15 protein-coding genes are annotated in these 14,730 nt (G+C 67.6%); 6 read left to right on the plus strand and 9 right to left on the minus strand.

Annotation, left to right across the window (positions count from 1 at the left end; genetic code table 11):
* The first annotated feature begins 125 nt into the window (after nucleotides 1-125).
* Together CBW24_RS04990 and CBW24_RS04995 are read left to right on the plus strand one after the other, a co-directional pair.
* Nucleotides 126-1,217, plus strand: a complete 1,092-nt coding sequence (locus CBW24_RS04990; RefSeq protein ID WP_097372863.1) for a hypothetical protein — start codon at nucleotides 126-128, stop codon at nucleotides 1,215-1,217.
* Nucleotides 1,217-1,801: a helix-hairpin-helix domain-containing protein gene (locus tag CBW24_RS04995; protein ID WP_232530141.1), complete on the plus strand. Its 585-nt coding sequence runs from the start codon at nucleotides 1,217-1,219 to the stop codon at nucleotides 1,799-1,801. Before CBW24_RS04990 ends, CBW24_RS04995 begins: the two co-directional genes overlap by 1 nt.
* A 49-nt stretch (nucleotides 1,802-1,850) precedes the next feature.
* Here the strand turns inward: CBW24_RS04995 and CBW24_RS05000 are convergent, their stop codons facing one another.
* Nucleotides 1,851-2,501, minus strand: a complete 651-nt coding sequence (locus CBW24_RS05000; RefSeq protein WP_097372864.1) for a ceramidase domain-containing protein — start codon at nucleotides 2,499-2,501, stop codon at nucleotides 1,851-1,853.
* A 102-nt stretch (nucleotides 2,502-2,603) separates the two neighbouring features.
* Between CBW24_RS05000 and CBW24_RS05005 the strand changes: the two genes are divergently transcribed.
* Nucleotides 2,604-3,296, plus strand: coding sequence for a metal-dependent hydrolase (locus tag CBW24_RS05005; protein ID WP_097372865.1), 693 nt, complete (start codon nucleotides 2,604-2,606; stop codon nucleotides 3,294-3,296).
* A gap of 171 nt (nucleotides 3,297-3,467) precedes the next feature.
* Here CBW24_RS05005 and CBW24_RS05010 read toward each other — a convergent pair whose 3' ends face one another.
* Nucleotides 3,468-3,953, minus strand: a complete 486-nt coding sequence (locus CBW24_RS05010; RefSeq protein ID WP_097372866.1) for a DsrE family protein — start codon at nucleotides 3,951-3,953, stop codon at nucleotides 3,468-3,470.
* 47 nt (nucleotides 3,954-4,000) lie between these two features.
* Nucleotides 4,001-4,453 (minus strand): nucleoside deaminase, encoded by a 453-nt coding sequence (locus CBW24_RS05015; protein WP_088662197.1) that lies wholly within the window; start codon nucleotides 4,451-4,453, stop codon nucleotides 4,001-4,003.
* Between the two features lie 97 nt (nucleotides 4,454-4,550).
* Here CBW24_RS05015 and CBW24_RS05020 point away from each other — a divergent pair, with 97 nt between their 5' ends.
* On the plus strand, nucleotides 4,551-5,750 hold the full coding sequence (locus tag CBW24_RS05020) for a pseudouridine synthase (RefSeq protein ID WP_097372867.1): 1,200 nt from the start codon (nucleotides 4,551-4,553) through the stop codon (nucleotides 5,748-5,750).
* A gap of 348 nt (nucleotides 5,751-6,098) precedes the next feature.
* Here the strand turns inward: CBW24_RS05020 and xseA are convergent, their stop codons facing one another.
* Nucleotides 6,099-7,598 (minus strand): exodeoxyribonuclease VII large subunit, encoded by a 1,500-nt coding sequence (gene xseA / locus CBW24_RS05025; protein WP_097372868.1) that lies wholly within the window; start codon nucleotides 7,596-7,598, stop codon nucleotides 6,099-6,101.
* 85 nt (nucleotides 7,599-7,683) lie between these two features.
* Here xseA and purD point away from each other — a divergent pair, with 85 nt between their 5' ends.
* Complete coding sequence (gene purD, locus CBW24_RS05030; protein ID WP_097372869.1) at nucleotides 7,684-8,949, plus strand: phosphoribosylamine--glycine ligase; 1,266 nt, start codon at nucleotides 7,684-7,686, stop codon at nucleotides 8,947-8,949.
* A gap of 151 nt (nucleotides 8,950-9,100) precedes the next feature.
* Here purD and CBW24_RS05035 read toward each other — a convergent pair whose 3' ends face one another.
* A complete protein-coding gene (locus CBW24_RS05035) occupies nucleotides 9,101-9,286 on the minus strand; it encodes a DUF3008 family protein (RefSeq protein WP_097372870.1) in 186 nt (61 codons plus the stop codon).
* A 199-nt stretch (nucleotides 9,287-9,485) separates the two neighbouring features.
* A complete protein-coding gene (locus CBW24_RS05040) occupies nucleotides 9,486-9,692 on the minus strand; it encodes a cold-shock protein (protein WP_088662192.1) in 207 nt (68 codons plus the stop codon).
* Between the two features lie 206 nt (nucleotides 9,693-9,898).
* Here CBW24_RS05040 and CBW24_RS05045 point away from each other — a divergent pair, with 206 nt between their 5' ends.
* Complete coding sequence (locus tag CBW24_RS05045; protein WP_097372871.1) at nucleotides 9,899-10,216, plus strand: arsenate reductase family protein; 318 nt, start codon at nucleotides 9,899-9,901, stop codon at nucleotides 10,214-10,216.
* A gap of 120 nt (nucleotides 10,217-10,336) precedes the next feature.
* Here the strand turns inward: CBW24_RS05045 and thrS are convergent, their stop codons facing one another.
* The 3 genes from thrS to CBW24_RS05060 form a co-directional block, all read right to left on the minus strand.
* Entirely contained in the window at nucleotides 10,337-12,295 is a 1,959-nt protein-coding gene (gene thrS / locus CBW24_RS05050; RefSeq protein WP_097372872.1) for a threonine--tRNA ligase, read from the minus strand.
* Between the two features lie 110 nt (nucleotides 12,296-12,405).
* Nucleotides 12,406-13,656 carry an FAD-dependent monooxygenase gene (locus CBW24_RS05055; protein WP_097374130.1) on the minus strand — a complete coding sequence of 417 codons (1,251 nt, stop codon included), beginning with the start codon at nucleotides 13,654-13,656 and terminating at the stop codon, nucleotides 12,406-12,408.
* Between the two features lie 147 nt (nucleotides 13,657-13,803).
* Nucleotides 13,804-14,550: a pyrimidine 5'-nucleotidase gene (locus CBW24_RS05060; protein ID WP_097372873.1), complete on the minus strand. Its 747-nt coding sequence runs from the start codon at nucleotides 14,548-14,550 to the stop codon at nucleotides 13,804-13,806.
* Nucleotides 14,551-14,730: the final 180 nt, after the last annotated feature.

Raw genomic sequence — 14,730 nt, forward strand, 5'->3', positions numbered from 1 at the left:
TCACCACGGTGCCGGAAAACCATAGGCCAGCGCGGCCCCCTGATGGCGGATGTCCCGGCTCTGACGCCGCGCGACCCGGCACCGTGGCCGGGTTCGGTAATTGAGAGAGTGATTTGACTGGCCGAATGTTCCCCGCCCGTGCAGGCCTTGCGCTTGCTGTCTTCGTTGCGGGGATCGGGCTGCTTGGCATTTGGACGGCAGGCCCCACCGCGCGCGGGATCGAGGCAGATCTGACGCAGCGGGCCCGCACTGCGCTGAGCACAGCGACGGCGGCGGAACAGTCCTACGGCCCCGCCACAGCGCAGGTTCACCTAGCCGGGCGCGACGTGACCTTGAGCGGAGATTTCACCAGCGTGGCGCAACAGCGCGCGGCGCAGGGCGCGCTAATGGCGCTGCCGGGCCTGCGGGCGCTTACGGACCGCTCTCGCGTGTTGCCGCTGGTTGAGCCCTATACCATCGCGCTGTCGCGGACTGCCCAAGGCACCGTCTGGCGCGGGCATGTTCCGTCCGAAGCGCTGCGGGCCGAGTTTGCGCGCACAACCAGCCCCGACGGCGCTGCCGCGCTCGACCTTGCGGCGGGTATGCCTGACGACGACTGGCCCGGTTTCGTCGCGCAGGCGCAGACCGCGCTTGCCCATCTGGCCGAGGGCCAGTTCGTTTTGAGCGACCGGGATCTGCGGCTGAGCGGGCGCGCCACGGACGCGGCCTCCGCCAGCGCCGCCGAGGCCGCTTTGGCGATCCTGCCCGCAGGGTATAGCGCGCGCACCGATATCAGCCGCCCCGAAGCCGCCGCGCCTGCGCTGCTCGGACTGCGGCTCGACAAATCGGCCAGCGGGGCGCTGACGGCCAGCGGCGCGTTGCCGCGCGACCTGTCGCAGGCAGGGCTGCCGCCGGGGGTGCATTACCTCGATGCCGCGACGGACGGGGCGGATTGGGCGCAGATCGTCACCGTCGCCTTGGCGGCCTTGGCACGGGTGCAGCCGGGACAGGTGCAGCTTGCCCCCGATCTGCTGCGTCTGACCGGCACGCTGCGCGATGGGGCGGGAGAGCAGGCGATCTGGGCGGCGATGGCCGATCTGCCCGAGGGCGTGATTCCGGTGCTGGATCTGCGCCGCCCTGTGGATGATGCGCAGCCCGGCCCCCGGCCCGCCGACCCCTCCCACGGTGAGCGGCAGGCCGATGCCGATTCCTCTTCCTCAGGCAAGGACGCTCCCTGATGGCCTATCTTATGGCGCAAATCTGGATGCAGCTGCTGCTTGCCGGGGCCATCGGCGTGCTGGCGGGATATATCCTGTGGGGCGCGCGCCCGACCCGGCAGGAGCCGGACCAGCCCCCGCAGGCCGAAGCCGATCCGGTCACGCGGCCCATAGCCGACACCCCGGCAGAGGATCCGCTGGCCGATATGGAAGAGCGGCTGCGCGATGCGACCGCCCGGCTTGATCGGTGCCGTGGGGACCGTCTGCGCAAGGATGCCCGCATTCGAGAACTGGAGGCATTGGTCGACGAATTGCGTGGCGAGGCGGCCTTTACGGCGCCGCTGCCCGATCCCGATGTGATCCCGACCCGGCCCGCAGGCCGCGACGCGCCGCGCCCCGGCGGAGCCGACGATCTGACCCGCATTCAGGGCATCGGGCCCAAGCTGCAATCCCTGTGTCATGATCTGGGCATCTACCATTTCGATCAACTTGCCGCCCTGACCCCGGCGGAACTGGCATGGATCGACGCGCATCTGCCCGGCTTTCCGGGCCGTGCCACGCGCGACGACTGGCCCGGCCAGGCCCGTCGCCTGCTGGAGAGTTAAGCGCGCCGCTGCGGGCGAACCTCAGGCCTCTCTGCGGCTTACGCGTCCGCTAGGCCGCGGGCGTGCGCCCGTCCCGAACCCGCGCGTGCAATTCGATCATCCAGCCCAGCATCGCCGCGTTCAGCACATGCCACAGCATATGCGTCCCCACGGGCCAGACCGGGCATAGCAGGCCATCGATGCTGCGCGAGACCAGCGACAGGGTCAAAATCCCCGCGCCCAGCCATAGCCCACCCGCCAGTTCCGGCGCGCGCCGCGCCAAGGCCACGCCGTAGCCCGCAATCAGCAGAACGACCGGCCAATACATCGCGGAGATGCCGATGAACGGCACCCGCGCCAACAGGGGCGTCGCCAGCGCGATGGCCGGGATCGCCGCCACCAGTCCCAGCACCGCCCCCACGCGCGACCAGCCCAGAAAATCCCGGTTCGCAAGGTAAAGATAGCTCAGCACGAAAACGGCGATCGGCCCGGTATCGGCCAGCGACGCCCAGACCGTGGCGAGCGTGTGAAACAGAAACGAGCCAACCCCGATCACAGCCAGCACCGCGCAGAGCATCCGTCCGCCGCCCGACCGCGCGCGCCCCCACATCAGCATCGCGACAAGGACGAACGCGGCATTGGTCACGGCATTCAAAGGCTCCGCCCAGAAGGACGGATCGATCCGTTCGCAATAGCCGTCGAGTTGCGCGGTCCAGTCCATGCTCGTCGTCTCCTTGCGCGCGCTGTGCGCCGGTCCTTCGCGCTATTGGGCGTTTTGCTCCTGCGCCCTATCCTGTTGCACAGATCCACACAGGAGAGTGCAATGAAAATCATCTGGCTGGGCCATGCAGGGTTCCGGATCGAGATCGGCGGGCAGATCCTGCTTATCGATCCGTGGCTGTCGGGCAACCCCTCTTTCCCCGAGGAGCGGCGCGAGGAGGCGATTGCCGGAGCGACCCACATCCTCATCACCCACGGCCATGGCGATCATACCTCGGACGCGCTGGGGATCGCACGGCAGACAGGGGCAACGCTGGTCGGGATCGCGGACCTCATGGGCTACTGGGGCTCGAAGGGCGAGGTGGAGACTATCGGCTTCAACAAAGGCGGCACGGTGCGGTTGGGCGACGTTGCGGTGACGATGGTGAACGCGACCCATTCCTCGGCTTTAGAGGGGAAGGACGGTCCGGTCTATGCCGGGCACGAGGCGGGCTACATGATCGCGGCCGAGGGCCATGTGATCTATCTGTCGGGCGACACCGATGTCATGGCGGATATGGCGCTGTTTCAGGATCTGCACGCGCCCGATATCGGCATCCTCGCCTGCGGCGGACATTTCACGATGGACATGCGCCGCGCCGCCTATGCCGCGTCGAAATTCTTTGATTTCAAAACCGTGATCCCCTGCCATTACAAGACCTTCCCCTTGCTGGAGCAGTCCGCGCAGCCGCTCATCGACGCGCTGCCCGACGCAGAGGTGATCGAACCCGAGGTCATGACACCGATTGAGATCTGAGCCGCGCGGGCAGGGCAAGGATCACGCGAAACCCTGTCCGCATCGGCGACGCGCAACCGCCCATGTATAGGTCCGCCGCGCGGGCAGCGTGGCGTGCTGGGTGCCGCGTCATCGCTGGGTATTCAGGGCGAAGGGGCAGGGCGTTGCTATCCCCGCCCCTTCGCGGATCGGTCAGGGGCGCAGATAGGCCCAGCCTTCGTTCTGCAATTCGATCAGGCGCACCGCGCCAGACGGAACCTTGACCGCCTCATCGATGAGCGACACGGTTTCGCCGCTTTGGCGTTCCATTCCGGCGATGGTGTTTTCGCAGGCCGAAAATACCATGTCGGGATATTCGAGCGACATGGTCGCGATCCGGTCGGCCACGGGCGAGGTGTCGGCGCGCAGCATGTGCAGACCCGGCCCGTAGGTTACGATCTCGATTTCAACCTCTTGGCCCTGCTCGGCGTAATACGCCTCGATATTGGCGGCGTTGTTGAGCGCCATCGTCATCCGCGCCGGATCATTTTCATCGACATGGATCGCGACGCGGACGGGTGTCGCGGCAGCAGGGGCCTCGGCACCGCCGGGGGCGGGGGTATTGCTCTGGGCATGGGCGGCCCCCAGCGGCAGGGCGACCAGACCGGCCAGCAGAAGCGGGCGAAGAGTAATGCGCATGTGGACCTCGTTGGGATCAGATTTCAGGTGCCGGGGAAACTAGCGCATTAGCGGCGTGTTGCGAAGAACTCCCGTAGCAGGGCCGCGGCCTCCGGCTCGCAAATTCCGTCGATGACTTCGGGCCGGTGATGTGCCTGCGGATGGGCAAAGATGCGCGGTCCCTGCGCCACACCGCCGGATTTCGGGTCGGCGGCGCCATAGATCAGCCGGGCGATCCGCGCGGCCGAGATCGCGGTGGCGCACATGGGGCAGGGCTCCAGCGTCACCCATAACACATGCCCCGGCAGCCGGTCCGAGCCTGCGGCGGCGCAAGCGGCGCGGATCGCAAGGATTTCGGCATGGGCGGTGGGGTCATGCAATTCCCGCGTGCGGTTGCCCGCGCGGGCCACGACCCGGCCCGCCGGATCGGTCAGCACCGCGCCCACCGGCACCTCCCCGCGCGCGGCGGCGGCGCGGGCCTCCTCCAGCGCGGTGTACATATGGGTGGTAAAACGGCTCATGGCCCGTCTTGTCCACGTGCGCGCGGCGCTTGGCAAGTCCCGCAAAGCCCTGTCGCCGATGCTTCCCAAAGCGCGGGGCAGGGTGTAGGAGCAGGCCATGACCGATCAGCCCGCCACCCCGCCCAAATCCACCGGCCCAGCCGGCGACCGCATTGCCAAGGTGCTCGCCCGTGCTGGCGTCGCCTCCCGCCGGGATGCCGAGCGGATGATCGAGGCCGGGCGCGTGCGCGTCAACGGTCGGGTCATCGAAAGCCCGGCACTCAACGTCACCGAGGCCGACCGCATCGAGGTGGACGAACAGCCCTTGGCCGAGCCTGAACCCGCGCGCCTGTGGCTGTATCATAAGCCTGCGGGGCTGGTGACGACCGCCCGTGACGAGAAGGGCCGCGACACGGTGTTCGATGCGTTGCCCGCCGAGATGCCGCGCGTGATGTCGGTGGGGCGGCTTGACCTGAATTCCGAAGGTCTGCTGCTTCTGACCAATGACGGCGAGATCAAGCGCCGGTTGGAATTGCCCTCCACCGGCTGGCTGCGGAAATATCGCGTTCGCATGAAAGGCGCGCCTAAGGACGAGGATTTCGCGCCGCTGCGCGAGGGGCTCGTGATCGAGGGCGAGCGGTTTCAGGCGATGGATGTGACGCTCGACCGCCAGCAGGGCGCGAATGCGTGGGCCACGATCGGCATCCGTGAGGGCCGCAACCGCGAGATCCGCCGCGCGATCGAGGCCATTGGCTTTGCCGTGAACCGGCTGATCCGCGTCAGCTACGGCCCCTTCCGCCTGAATGATCTGCGCGAGGGGGAGGTCGAAGAGGTCAAGCAGAAGGTGCTGCGCGACCAGCTGGGGCTGGAGAAGAACTGGGCCGATCCCAAGGAAAAACCCAAGCGCCATGTGAAGCGCAAACCGCGTCCCGACGCCGAAGCCCGCGCCGCCGATGTGGCGGGCGCAGCGGGTCTGCGCGGCGGTGCGCGCAAGCCCGGACGCGGCGCGCCCGGCGCGGGCAAGCCGGGCGAGGCGCGGGGGGAAGCACGGGCCTTTGGCGGAAAGCCTGCGGACCGCAAATTCGGTGCGGGCAAGCCGACGGCAGGGAAGCCGGGCAGCGGTAAATTCGCAGGCAAACGCGCGGGAGAGGCCGAAGACCGCGGCGCGCGCGGCGGCGAAGGCAAGCCACAGGCTGGCCGCAGCCGCGATGCCAACCGCGATCCCGCCAGTCGTGATAACCGTGCCGGGCGCAGCTTCACCCCCAAATCCGGCCCCCGCCCCACAGGCCGTGGCCCCGGCACCAAGCCCAAACGCTGAGCCTCGGCCACACCGTCGCTGAATATGCGCCGTGACAAACCCGCGCTGGCCTCGGTTACCCTGTCCGCGCATTGCCCTGAACAAAGCACACCCGCTCTCGAACAAGCCCGCAGGGCGCGAGAGCAAGCGCCTGCCCGTCCCCACGGGCTGGCGCTTGGCCACCTCGCGCTGACCTCCAAGCGGGGAGGGGCGTGGCGCCATAAAGCGCCCCGCTCAACCGCCTAAGCGCTACCCCACGGGCAGGCTCACGTTGCGCTGATATGTCTGGCCAAGGGCCGCGCCGAGCCGTGTAGCCTTCCGCGTCCGACCTATCCGCCGGGGCGCGCGCGCCCTGGCGATTGGCCGGCCTTACAGCAGGCTTCCCTGTTCAGGGGGCGTGTCGGGGCCTTTCGGGGCCTTGCGCGCGGGTTTCGGGGCTGCGCCTCCCAGACGGAAACGACCATCGGCGAACTCGATCTCCAGCGCTCCGGCCTCGCGGGCGCGGGCGGCGGTGGTCACGACCTCCTCGCCTGCGCGCACAACCGCGTAGCCGCGCCGCAGGGTTTCCTGATAGCCCAGCGTCTGACGCAGGCGTTCCACTGCATCCAGCCGCTCGCGCCGGACCGTGACACCCTGCACGAAGCCTTGATCGAGCCGCGCGCTCAGCAGCGCCAGATCGCGCGATGCCTGCATCCGGCCACGGTCCACCAATTGCGGGCGCAGGCGCAGCGCGCAGCTTTCATAGCTCCGCCGGGCCTCGGCCACCTGACGCCGCAACAGACCGGGGCGCAGCGCGGCGGCGCGGTCCGACAGGGTCAGCTTGCGCCGCTGGACCGAGGCTTTCAGCGCCGCTGGCAGCCTGTCGGCCCAGAGGTCAAACCGCTGCTGTGCCTGACCGACCAGCATTTCGGGACGCGGCAACGCGCGGGACAGATCGCGCAACCTTTGACCCCGGTCGCCGATCATCCGGGCGGCGGCGCGGCTTAACCGGCCTTCGCATTCGGTGACCGTCGCCATCAGTTCCAATCGCACGGGCACGGCCATTTCGGCAGCGGCGGTCGGCGTCGGTGCGCGACGGTCGGCGGCGTGGTCGATAAGCGTCGTGTCCGTCTCATGCCCCACGGCAGAGATCAGCGGAATGGCCGAAGCCGCCGCCGCGCGCACAACGCTTTCCTCGTTGAACCCCCACAGATCCTCGATCGAGCCCCCCCCACGCGCCACGATCAGCAGATCGGGCCGGGGCAGGGCGCCGCCGGGCGTCATCCGGTTGAACCCTTCGATCGCGGCGGTCACCTGTGCCGCGCAGGCCTGTCCCTGCACCGCAACCGGCCAGACCAGAACCTTGCGCGGGAACCGGTCGCGCAGACGGTGCAGGATGTCGCGGATCACCGCGCCGGAGGGCGAGGTCACGACGCCGATCACCTCCGGCAGATAGGGCAGGGCGCGTTTGCGCTCGGGATCGAACAGCCCCTCGGCAGCCAGCATCTGACGGCGCTTTTCCAGCATGGCCATCAGCGCGCCTATCCCGGCAGGGGCGATATCCTCGATCACGATCTGATATTTCGACTGGCCGCCAAATGTGGTCAGCCGCCCGGTGGCGATGACCTCCATGCCTTCTTCGGGCGGGGTGGTCAGGCGGCTGGCGACGCCCTTCCAGATCACGCCGGACAGGACGGAGCGGTCATCTTTCAGGTCCAGATAGACATGGCCGGAGCGCGGGCGGCTGACGCGGCCGATTTCCCCGCGCACGCGGATATGGGAAAACTCCCCCTCGATGGTGCGCTTGATCGCGCCCGAAATCTCGGTGACCGTAAATTCAGGGGCATTGCCGCCGGTCTCGGCGGCATCGTCGTCGATCAGATCGGACATGGGGGCCTGCTTTGCTTGTCTCGCCTCGCGGCTGACCTTAGAACGCGCGCAACCTGAGTGAAAGCGGCAGCAAAGGGCGCAAGCGATGAACATCCTTCTTCTGGGGGCGGGCGGACGCGAACATGCGCTGGCCTGGGCGATCAAGCAGAACCCCAAATGCGACCGGCTGATCGTGGCGCCGGGCAATGCCGGGATCGCGGCGGTTGCCGAATGTGCCGATCTCGACATTGTCGATCCGGGCGCGGTGGTGCAGTTCGCGACCGACATGGCGGTGGATTTCGTCGTGATCGGCCCCGAGGCGCCGCTGGCCGCAGGTGTGGCCGATGAGCTTGACGCGGCGGGTATCCTCGTCTTTGGCCCGTCGCAGGCGGCGGCTCAGCTTGAAGCGTCCAAGCGCTTTACCAAGGAGGTCTGCGATGCGGCCTCTGCCCCCACCGCTGCATGGGCCCGGTTCGATGCTGCGGAGCCTGCGAAAGCCTACCTGCGCGAGCACGGCGCCCCCATCGTGGTGAAGGCCGACGGCCTCGCCGCGGGCAAGGGCGTGATCGTGGCCGAAACGCTGGACCAAGCGCTCGACGCCGTAGACGACATGTTCGGCGGCGAATTCGGCGCAGCGGGCGCCGAGGTGGTGATCGAAGAATTCATGACCGGCGAGGAGGCGAGCTTCTTCGTGCTCTGCGATGGCGAAACCGTCCTGCCCATCGGCACGGCGCAGGACCACAAACGCGTGGGCGAAGGCGACACCGGCCCCAACACCGGCGGCATGGGCGCCTATTCCCCCGCGCCGATCATGGACGACGCGGTAACGCAGGCCGCGCTGGATCAGATCATCCGCCCGACGATGGCCGAAATGGCGCGGCGCGGCACCCCGTATAAAGGCGTGCTCTATGCTGGGTTGATGATCGAAAAAGGCCAGCCCCGGCTTGTCGAATACAACGCCCGCTTTGGCGATCCGGAATGTCAGGTGCTGATGCTGCGGCTGGGCGGGCAGATCCTCGATCTGCTTTTGGCTGTGGCCGAGGGGCGGCTGGCGGAGGCACGGGTGAACTGGGCTGACGACCACGCGTTGACAGTGGTGCTGGCCGCCCAAGGCTATCCCGGTGCCTATCGCAAGGGCACGGAAATCCGTGGGCTGGACGCGCTGCCGGAAACCAGCAGCGAAATGACATTCCACGCGGGCACGGCGATGCATGAAGGCGCTTTAGTGGCCACGGGCGGGCGCGTGCTGAACTGCACCGCGCGCGGGGCGACGCTGACCGAAGCGCGCGACCGCGCCTATGCACTGGTCGACGCAATTGAGTGGCCCGAAGGCTTCTGCCGCCGCGATATCGGCTGGCGCGCGCTGGGATAAACGCTGGATCGATCGCGCAGGGCGGCTACCGGGTCGCGCTGCGCGGCGGCTCTCGCACCGGGTCAAAGGCCCGCGCGGCGCAGTCCATCCCTGTCTTACCGCGCGGTGTGCGCCGGGCTAGGTTGTGCGTACGCCAACGCGCCAGACGCGCTTAGTCGTTTTTCTTCTTTGGCAGATCGTCGTGGGAGGTGGACGCAAAATCCTCCAGTTCCGATTCGCTCATCGAATCGTACATGTCCTTCGAGGCGCCCTGCAGGTCGCTGACCTTGGTGTCGCCGCGTTTCGCGGAAAGCGCCGCACCGGCGGCTTTCTGTTGGGCTTCGGATTTGGCTGGCATGACCGGCTCCTGTCGTTGCGTGTGCTAATGCAACGCGGCAGGGCGAGGTGGGTTGCACATCGCGACCGGTGCCGAAGGAGACAGGCCCGCGCCCTAACGCGCAGGCGGGGTGTGACGGGGCCGTGGCCGGCCCCGAACGCCGTCCGGTCTTGGCGCAGATACGCTCCGGTTCATGCCAGAGACGCGGTGCGCCGTGGGCTTACAGGGCTTGCAGGTCGCTCGCCGAGGCGCGACCGTCGCGGCCTTCGCGCAGCTCGTAGCCGATCTTCTGGTTGTCCGCGAGCCCGGTCATCCCGGCGCGCTCTACCGCGGAAATATGGACGAACACGTCCTTGCCGCCATCATCGGGGGCAATGAATCCGTATCCCTTCGTGGTGTTGAACCATTTAACGGTGCCGGTCGGCATGCCGCCTCTCCTTCTAAGTCTCCGCCCGCAACATGCGGCGGTTCAGGTCACAGCCAGGTCTTCCAAGTCGCGGCTGCCTGCGGCAAAAACCGGTAGAAAGTCTGTCGTCACCCCTAAAATCACTGCCTTTTCCGGTGAAAAAAACAAGTGAATTTCTTGGAAAGGGTCACGCGGAAGTGAGATTTTGCCTAGAAAGGACGCATGGCATGAAGATATTCGGCCTCAAGACCTGTGACACCTGCCGCAAGGCCGTTCGTGCGCTGCCGGACGCGGAATTCGTCGATGTCAGGGCAGAGCCGCTCGGCCGCGACAGGCTCGCGGCGCTGCATGGGCAGCTGGGCGCGGCGCTGCTCAACACCCGCTCGACGACATGGCGCGGCCTGTCGGAGGCGGAGCGCGCGGCGGACCCGGTGGACCTGCTTGCCACCCATCCCGCCCTGATGAAACGCCCGCTGATCGAAACGGATGACGGCACGTTGCATCTGGGCTGGACCCCGGCGGTGCAGACTGCGCTGGGCGTGTGATCTAGGGGGCGTTCCGGCGGGTCCGGGCGCTTGCCCGCGCAGGCGACGGCCCTGTTCGCGGAGCGCAAGGTTCGGGCCTTCGGGGCGCCGCTCCGTCCGGGCGCCCCGCTCCGTGTGCCCTTAGCCCGCGCGGCGGGCGAGGTCGGGCGGGGTGGCTTCGGCAGCGAGGTCTGCCACGATCTCGTCCAGCGCGACCGTGCGGCTTTGCTTTTCGCCCAGACGGCGGGCGGACACGGTGCCTTCCTCGACCTCGCGCTGACCAACCGCCAGAATCACCGGCACTTTGCCAAGGCTGTGCTCGCGGACCTTGTAGTTGATCTTCTCGTTGCGGGTGTCGGCTTCGGCGCGCAGACCGGCGGCGCGCAGCTTCTCGGTGACCGCCAGAACATACTCATCGGCATCCGACACGATCGACGCGACGACCACCTGACGCGGGGCAAGCCACAGGGGCAGACGCCCGGCGAAGTTCTCGATCAGGATGCCGAGGAACCGCTCGAAACTGCCGACGATGGCGCGGTGCAGCATGAAGGGGCGATGTTTCGCACCGTCTTTGCCGACGTAATTCGCGTCCAGCCGTTCCGGCAGGTTGGGATCGACCTGGAACGTGCCGCACTGCCATTCCCGCCCGATGGCGTCGGTCAGTTTGAAATCGAGCTTCGGGCCATAGAACGCGCCCTCGCCGGGATCGATCTCATAGGGGTGGCCGGTCTTCTTGATCGCGTTTTCCAGCGCGGCCTCGACATAATCCCACGATTCTTCGGTGCCGACGCGCTTTTCGGGGCGGGTCGACAGCTTGATGTCGAAACTCTCGAAGCCAAGGTCACGATAGACCGAGGCAAGCAGTTCGATGAATTTCGCAGTCTCCGCCTCGATCTGCTCTTCGGTGCAGAAGATATGCGCGTCATCCTGCGTAAAGCCGCGCACCCGCATCAGGCCATGCAGCGCGCCCGAGGGCTCATAGCGGTTACAGGCGCCGAACTCGGCCATGCGCAGCGGCAGATCGCGATAGGATTTCAGGCCCTGATTGAACACCTGCACATGGCAGGGGCAGTTCATCGGCTTGAGCGCGTTGATCGCTTTCTCGCGGGCGTGTTCCTCGTCCACTTCGACGATGAACATGTGCTCTTGGTAGTTGTCCCAGTGGCCGGAGGCTTCCCACAGCTTGCGGTCGACGACCTGCGGGGTGTTCACCTCGACATAGCCGCCTTCATACTGACGGCGGCGCATGTAGTCCTGCAACGTCGTGTAGACGCGCCAGCCATTGGGATGCCAGAACGGACGGCCCGGGGCCTCCTCCTGAAAATGGAACAGCTCCATCTCGCGACCCAGACGGCGGTGATCACGCTTGGCGGCTTCCTCCAGCATGGTCAGGTGCTGCTTCAGCCCCTCCTTGTTCTGGAAGGCCACGCCGTAGATCCGCTGCAGCATGGGGCGGGTGCTGTCGCCGCGCCAATAGGCCCCGGCAATGGACATCAGCCGGAACGCATCCGCCGGAACCTGCCCGGTATGTTGCAGATGCGGGCCGCGGCACAGATCCTGCCAGTCGCCGTGCCAATACATGCGGATCGGCTCGGTGCCGGGAATGGCTTCGATCAGCTCCACCTTATAGGGCTCGCCGGTGTCTTTGTAATGCTGGATGGCGCGGTCACGTTCCCAGACCTCGGTGCGGACCGGATCGCGGAGATTGATGATCTCCTTCATCTTTTTCTCGATGACGCCCAGATCTTCGGGGGTGAACGGCTCCGCCCGGTCGAAATCGTAATACCAGCCATTGGCAATGACCGGGCCGATGGTGACCCTCACATCGGGCCACAGCTCCTGCACTGCACGGGCCATGATATGCGCCAGATCGTGCCGGATCAGTTCCAGCGCGGGGGCGTCGTCCTTCATCGTGAAAAGCGAAATCGCGCCATCGGCCTCGATCGGCCATTGCAGATCCCAGTGCCGACCATCGAGTTCGGCAGAGATCGCCTTTTTCGCAAGGCTGGGCGAAATGGACTGCGCCACCTCGGCGGCGGTCACGCCAGCGGGGTAGTCACGGCTCGCGCCATCGGGAAATGTGAGGGAAATCTGGGCCATCGCGCGGCCTCCTCGTCGGTTTGGCGCCCACGGAGCGCCCGGTTGCGGGTATATGGTTCGGGGGATCAGATGCCGGTTGCGGCCGCCGCTGTCAACCGGGCGGTGCGGGGCTAGTCCCGACGCACGGCCTGCGCCGGGTCTCCCGTCACCGGCGCCAAGCCCGCCCGCATCACCGCCCGCCGCAACGGCGCCAAACCGTAAAGCCCGCGCAACCCCGCCAGCCGCAGCGCCTGCAATCCCGGCGCGCCGGAGCGTGTCACCCGGTTGAACAGGTCAATCGCCTGCACCCGCAACCCGATGTCACGCGCCCTTGCAGCGGCGTAGCGGTCCAGAACCTCCGGCGCGCCGGGATCGGGTGCCCCCTCCAGCGCCGCCACCAACGCCACGATATCGTTGAGCGAAGTGTTCAGCCCCTGCGCCCCGATGGGCGGCAGCACATGCGCGGCCTCCGCCACCAGCGCCACGCGCTGTGCCGTCAGGGCCTGTGCCTTCAGCCCGATGATCGGAAACATCGCCCGGCGGCTCGCCAATTCCATTGCGCCCAGCCAGTCACAGGCGCGTGCGCGCATCGCGGCGTTGAATTCCGCCTCCGGCAACCCGGCCAAACGCACGGTTTCCGGTCCGGGGTTCATCCACACGATGGCCGAGGCGGGTTTGCCCTCTAGGTCCGGCAGCGGCACGGTGGTGAACGGCCCGCCCTGCACATAGATCTCGGTCGAGGCATTGCCGTGCGGCACCTCATGCGTGGCCACGAACGCCAGCGATTTCTGGCCATAGCGCGTCAGGTCATGACCGATCCCGGCGGCCTCCCGCACCGCGCTGTCGCGCCCGTCCGCACCGATCACCAGCCGCGCGGTGACAGAACTGCCATCCGCCAGCCGGACGATGGCTTGCGCATCGCGCCGCACCATACCGGTGACCGAGGTGCCAAACCGCAGTGTGACGTTGTCCATCCCCTCCAACAGGTCCATCAGCCCGCCCAGCACCTGCCAGTTCAGCAGGTTCCAGCCAAACGGGCCGCCCGCCGTTTCGGCGATCTCGCCTGCATGGAATTCGCGGCTGTCGCGCACCTGCGGATCACCGCCCTCGGGCGTGACATGGGCATCGACGATGCGCAGCACCTCCAGCGGCGTGGCTTGCCCTGCGACCCGATCCCACAGCCCGATCCGTTCGTATAGCGCGCGCGCCGGCTGCAAAAACGCGGTCGAGCGCAGATCCGCCGCCGCATCGCCCCCTCGCGTCACGGGCACATCGGGCGACACCAGCATCACCCGGAACCCCGCAGCCCCCAACGCCGCCGCAGCCGATAGCCCGGCAATGCCGCCGCCCGCGATCACGATATCGGTGTTCTGCCGTGTCATCGCGGCTCCTTCATTGCTTAGGCGTCGGATCAGGGCCGCCAACAAGGGGCCGCCGCGCTGGGACAGATAGCGCAGCGCCGCGCCCGCCGCCACTGCACGGCGCAGGACTGCGCCGCCTCATCGCGGCGGGGCAGGCAGGCGTGGGGATTAGCCCTGCGGCCCAATCGCCCGCAAAAATGCGGTCAGGCTGTCAGTGCGGTAATGGATATGCGCGGCCTCGGCCTCCAGCGGCGGGGCGAGCGGCCCGACCAGCACGGTGCGCATCCCCATGTCATGAGGCACCGACAGGTTGCGCGGGTCGTCCTCGAACATTGCGGCGCGGGCCGGGTCGACACCATCGGTCGCGAACACGGCCTCGAACGCCGCGCGCTGCGGTTTGGGAAGGTAGCCCGCATGCTCCACCCCATAGACCGCGTCAAAAATCCCCGTCAGCCCACGCGCCGCCAGCACCCGCTCCGCATAGGGTTTGGTGCCGTTGGTATAGACGATCCGCCGCCCCGGCAGGGCGCCAATCGCCGCCGCCAGCGCCGGATCGCGGGGCAGGGCGCTCAGGTCGATCTCGTGCACTTCTTTCAGATAGCCGTCGGGCGCGATGCCATGCACCTGCATAAGCCCCGCCAAGGTGGTGCCATGCTCCGCCCAGTAGAGCTTCCGCAGGCGGTCGGCCTCGGCCCGGTCCACGCCGATACTGCGCATCACCCAATCGGTCATCTTGACTTCAATCTGGTCGAACAGCCGCACCGCCGGAGGGTAGAGCGTGTTGTCGAGGTCAAAGACCCAGATCCGCACATGATCGAATGCGGCGCGCAGCCCGTCCAGCGCCCAAGCCGGGACGGTGGGCGCGGTCGAACCAGTGGCGGACGCATCCGTAGCGCGCGCGGCGGGAGAGGTCATGTGATCTTGCATCCCGCGACCCTAGCCCTCCGCACGCAGCGGTGCAATCGCGGCCGCGCGGAGCCTGTCGGGTGCCGGGCGCGGCCTCATGCCGCCCACCAAGGGGCAAGGCCGGATGCCCAAACGCCCCCGCCGCATCCCCGGCCTTCATCCGCAGGTCACACTGCCAGCGGATCGCGC

Origin of the sequence: Pacificitalea manganoxidans, assembly GCF_002504165.1 — a bacterium.
Taxonomy (GTDB): domain Bacteria; phylum Pseudomonadota; class Alphaproteobacteria; order Rhodobacterales; family Rhodobacteraceae; genus Pacificitalea; species Pacificitalea manganoxidans.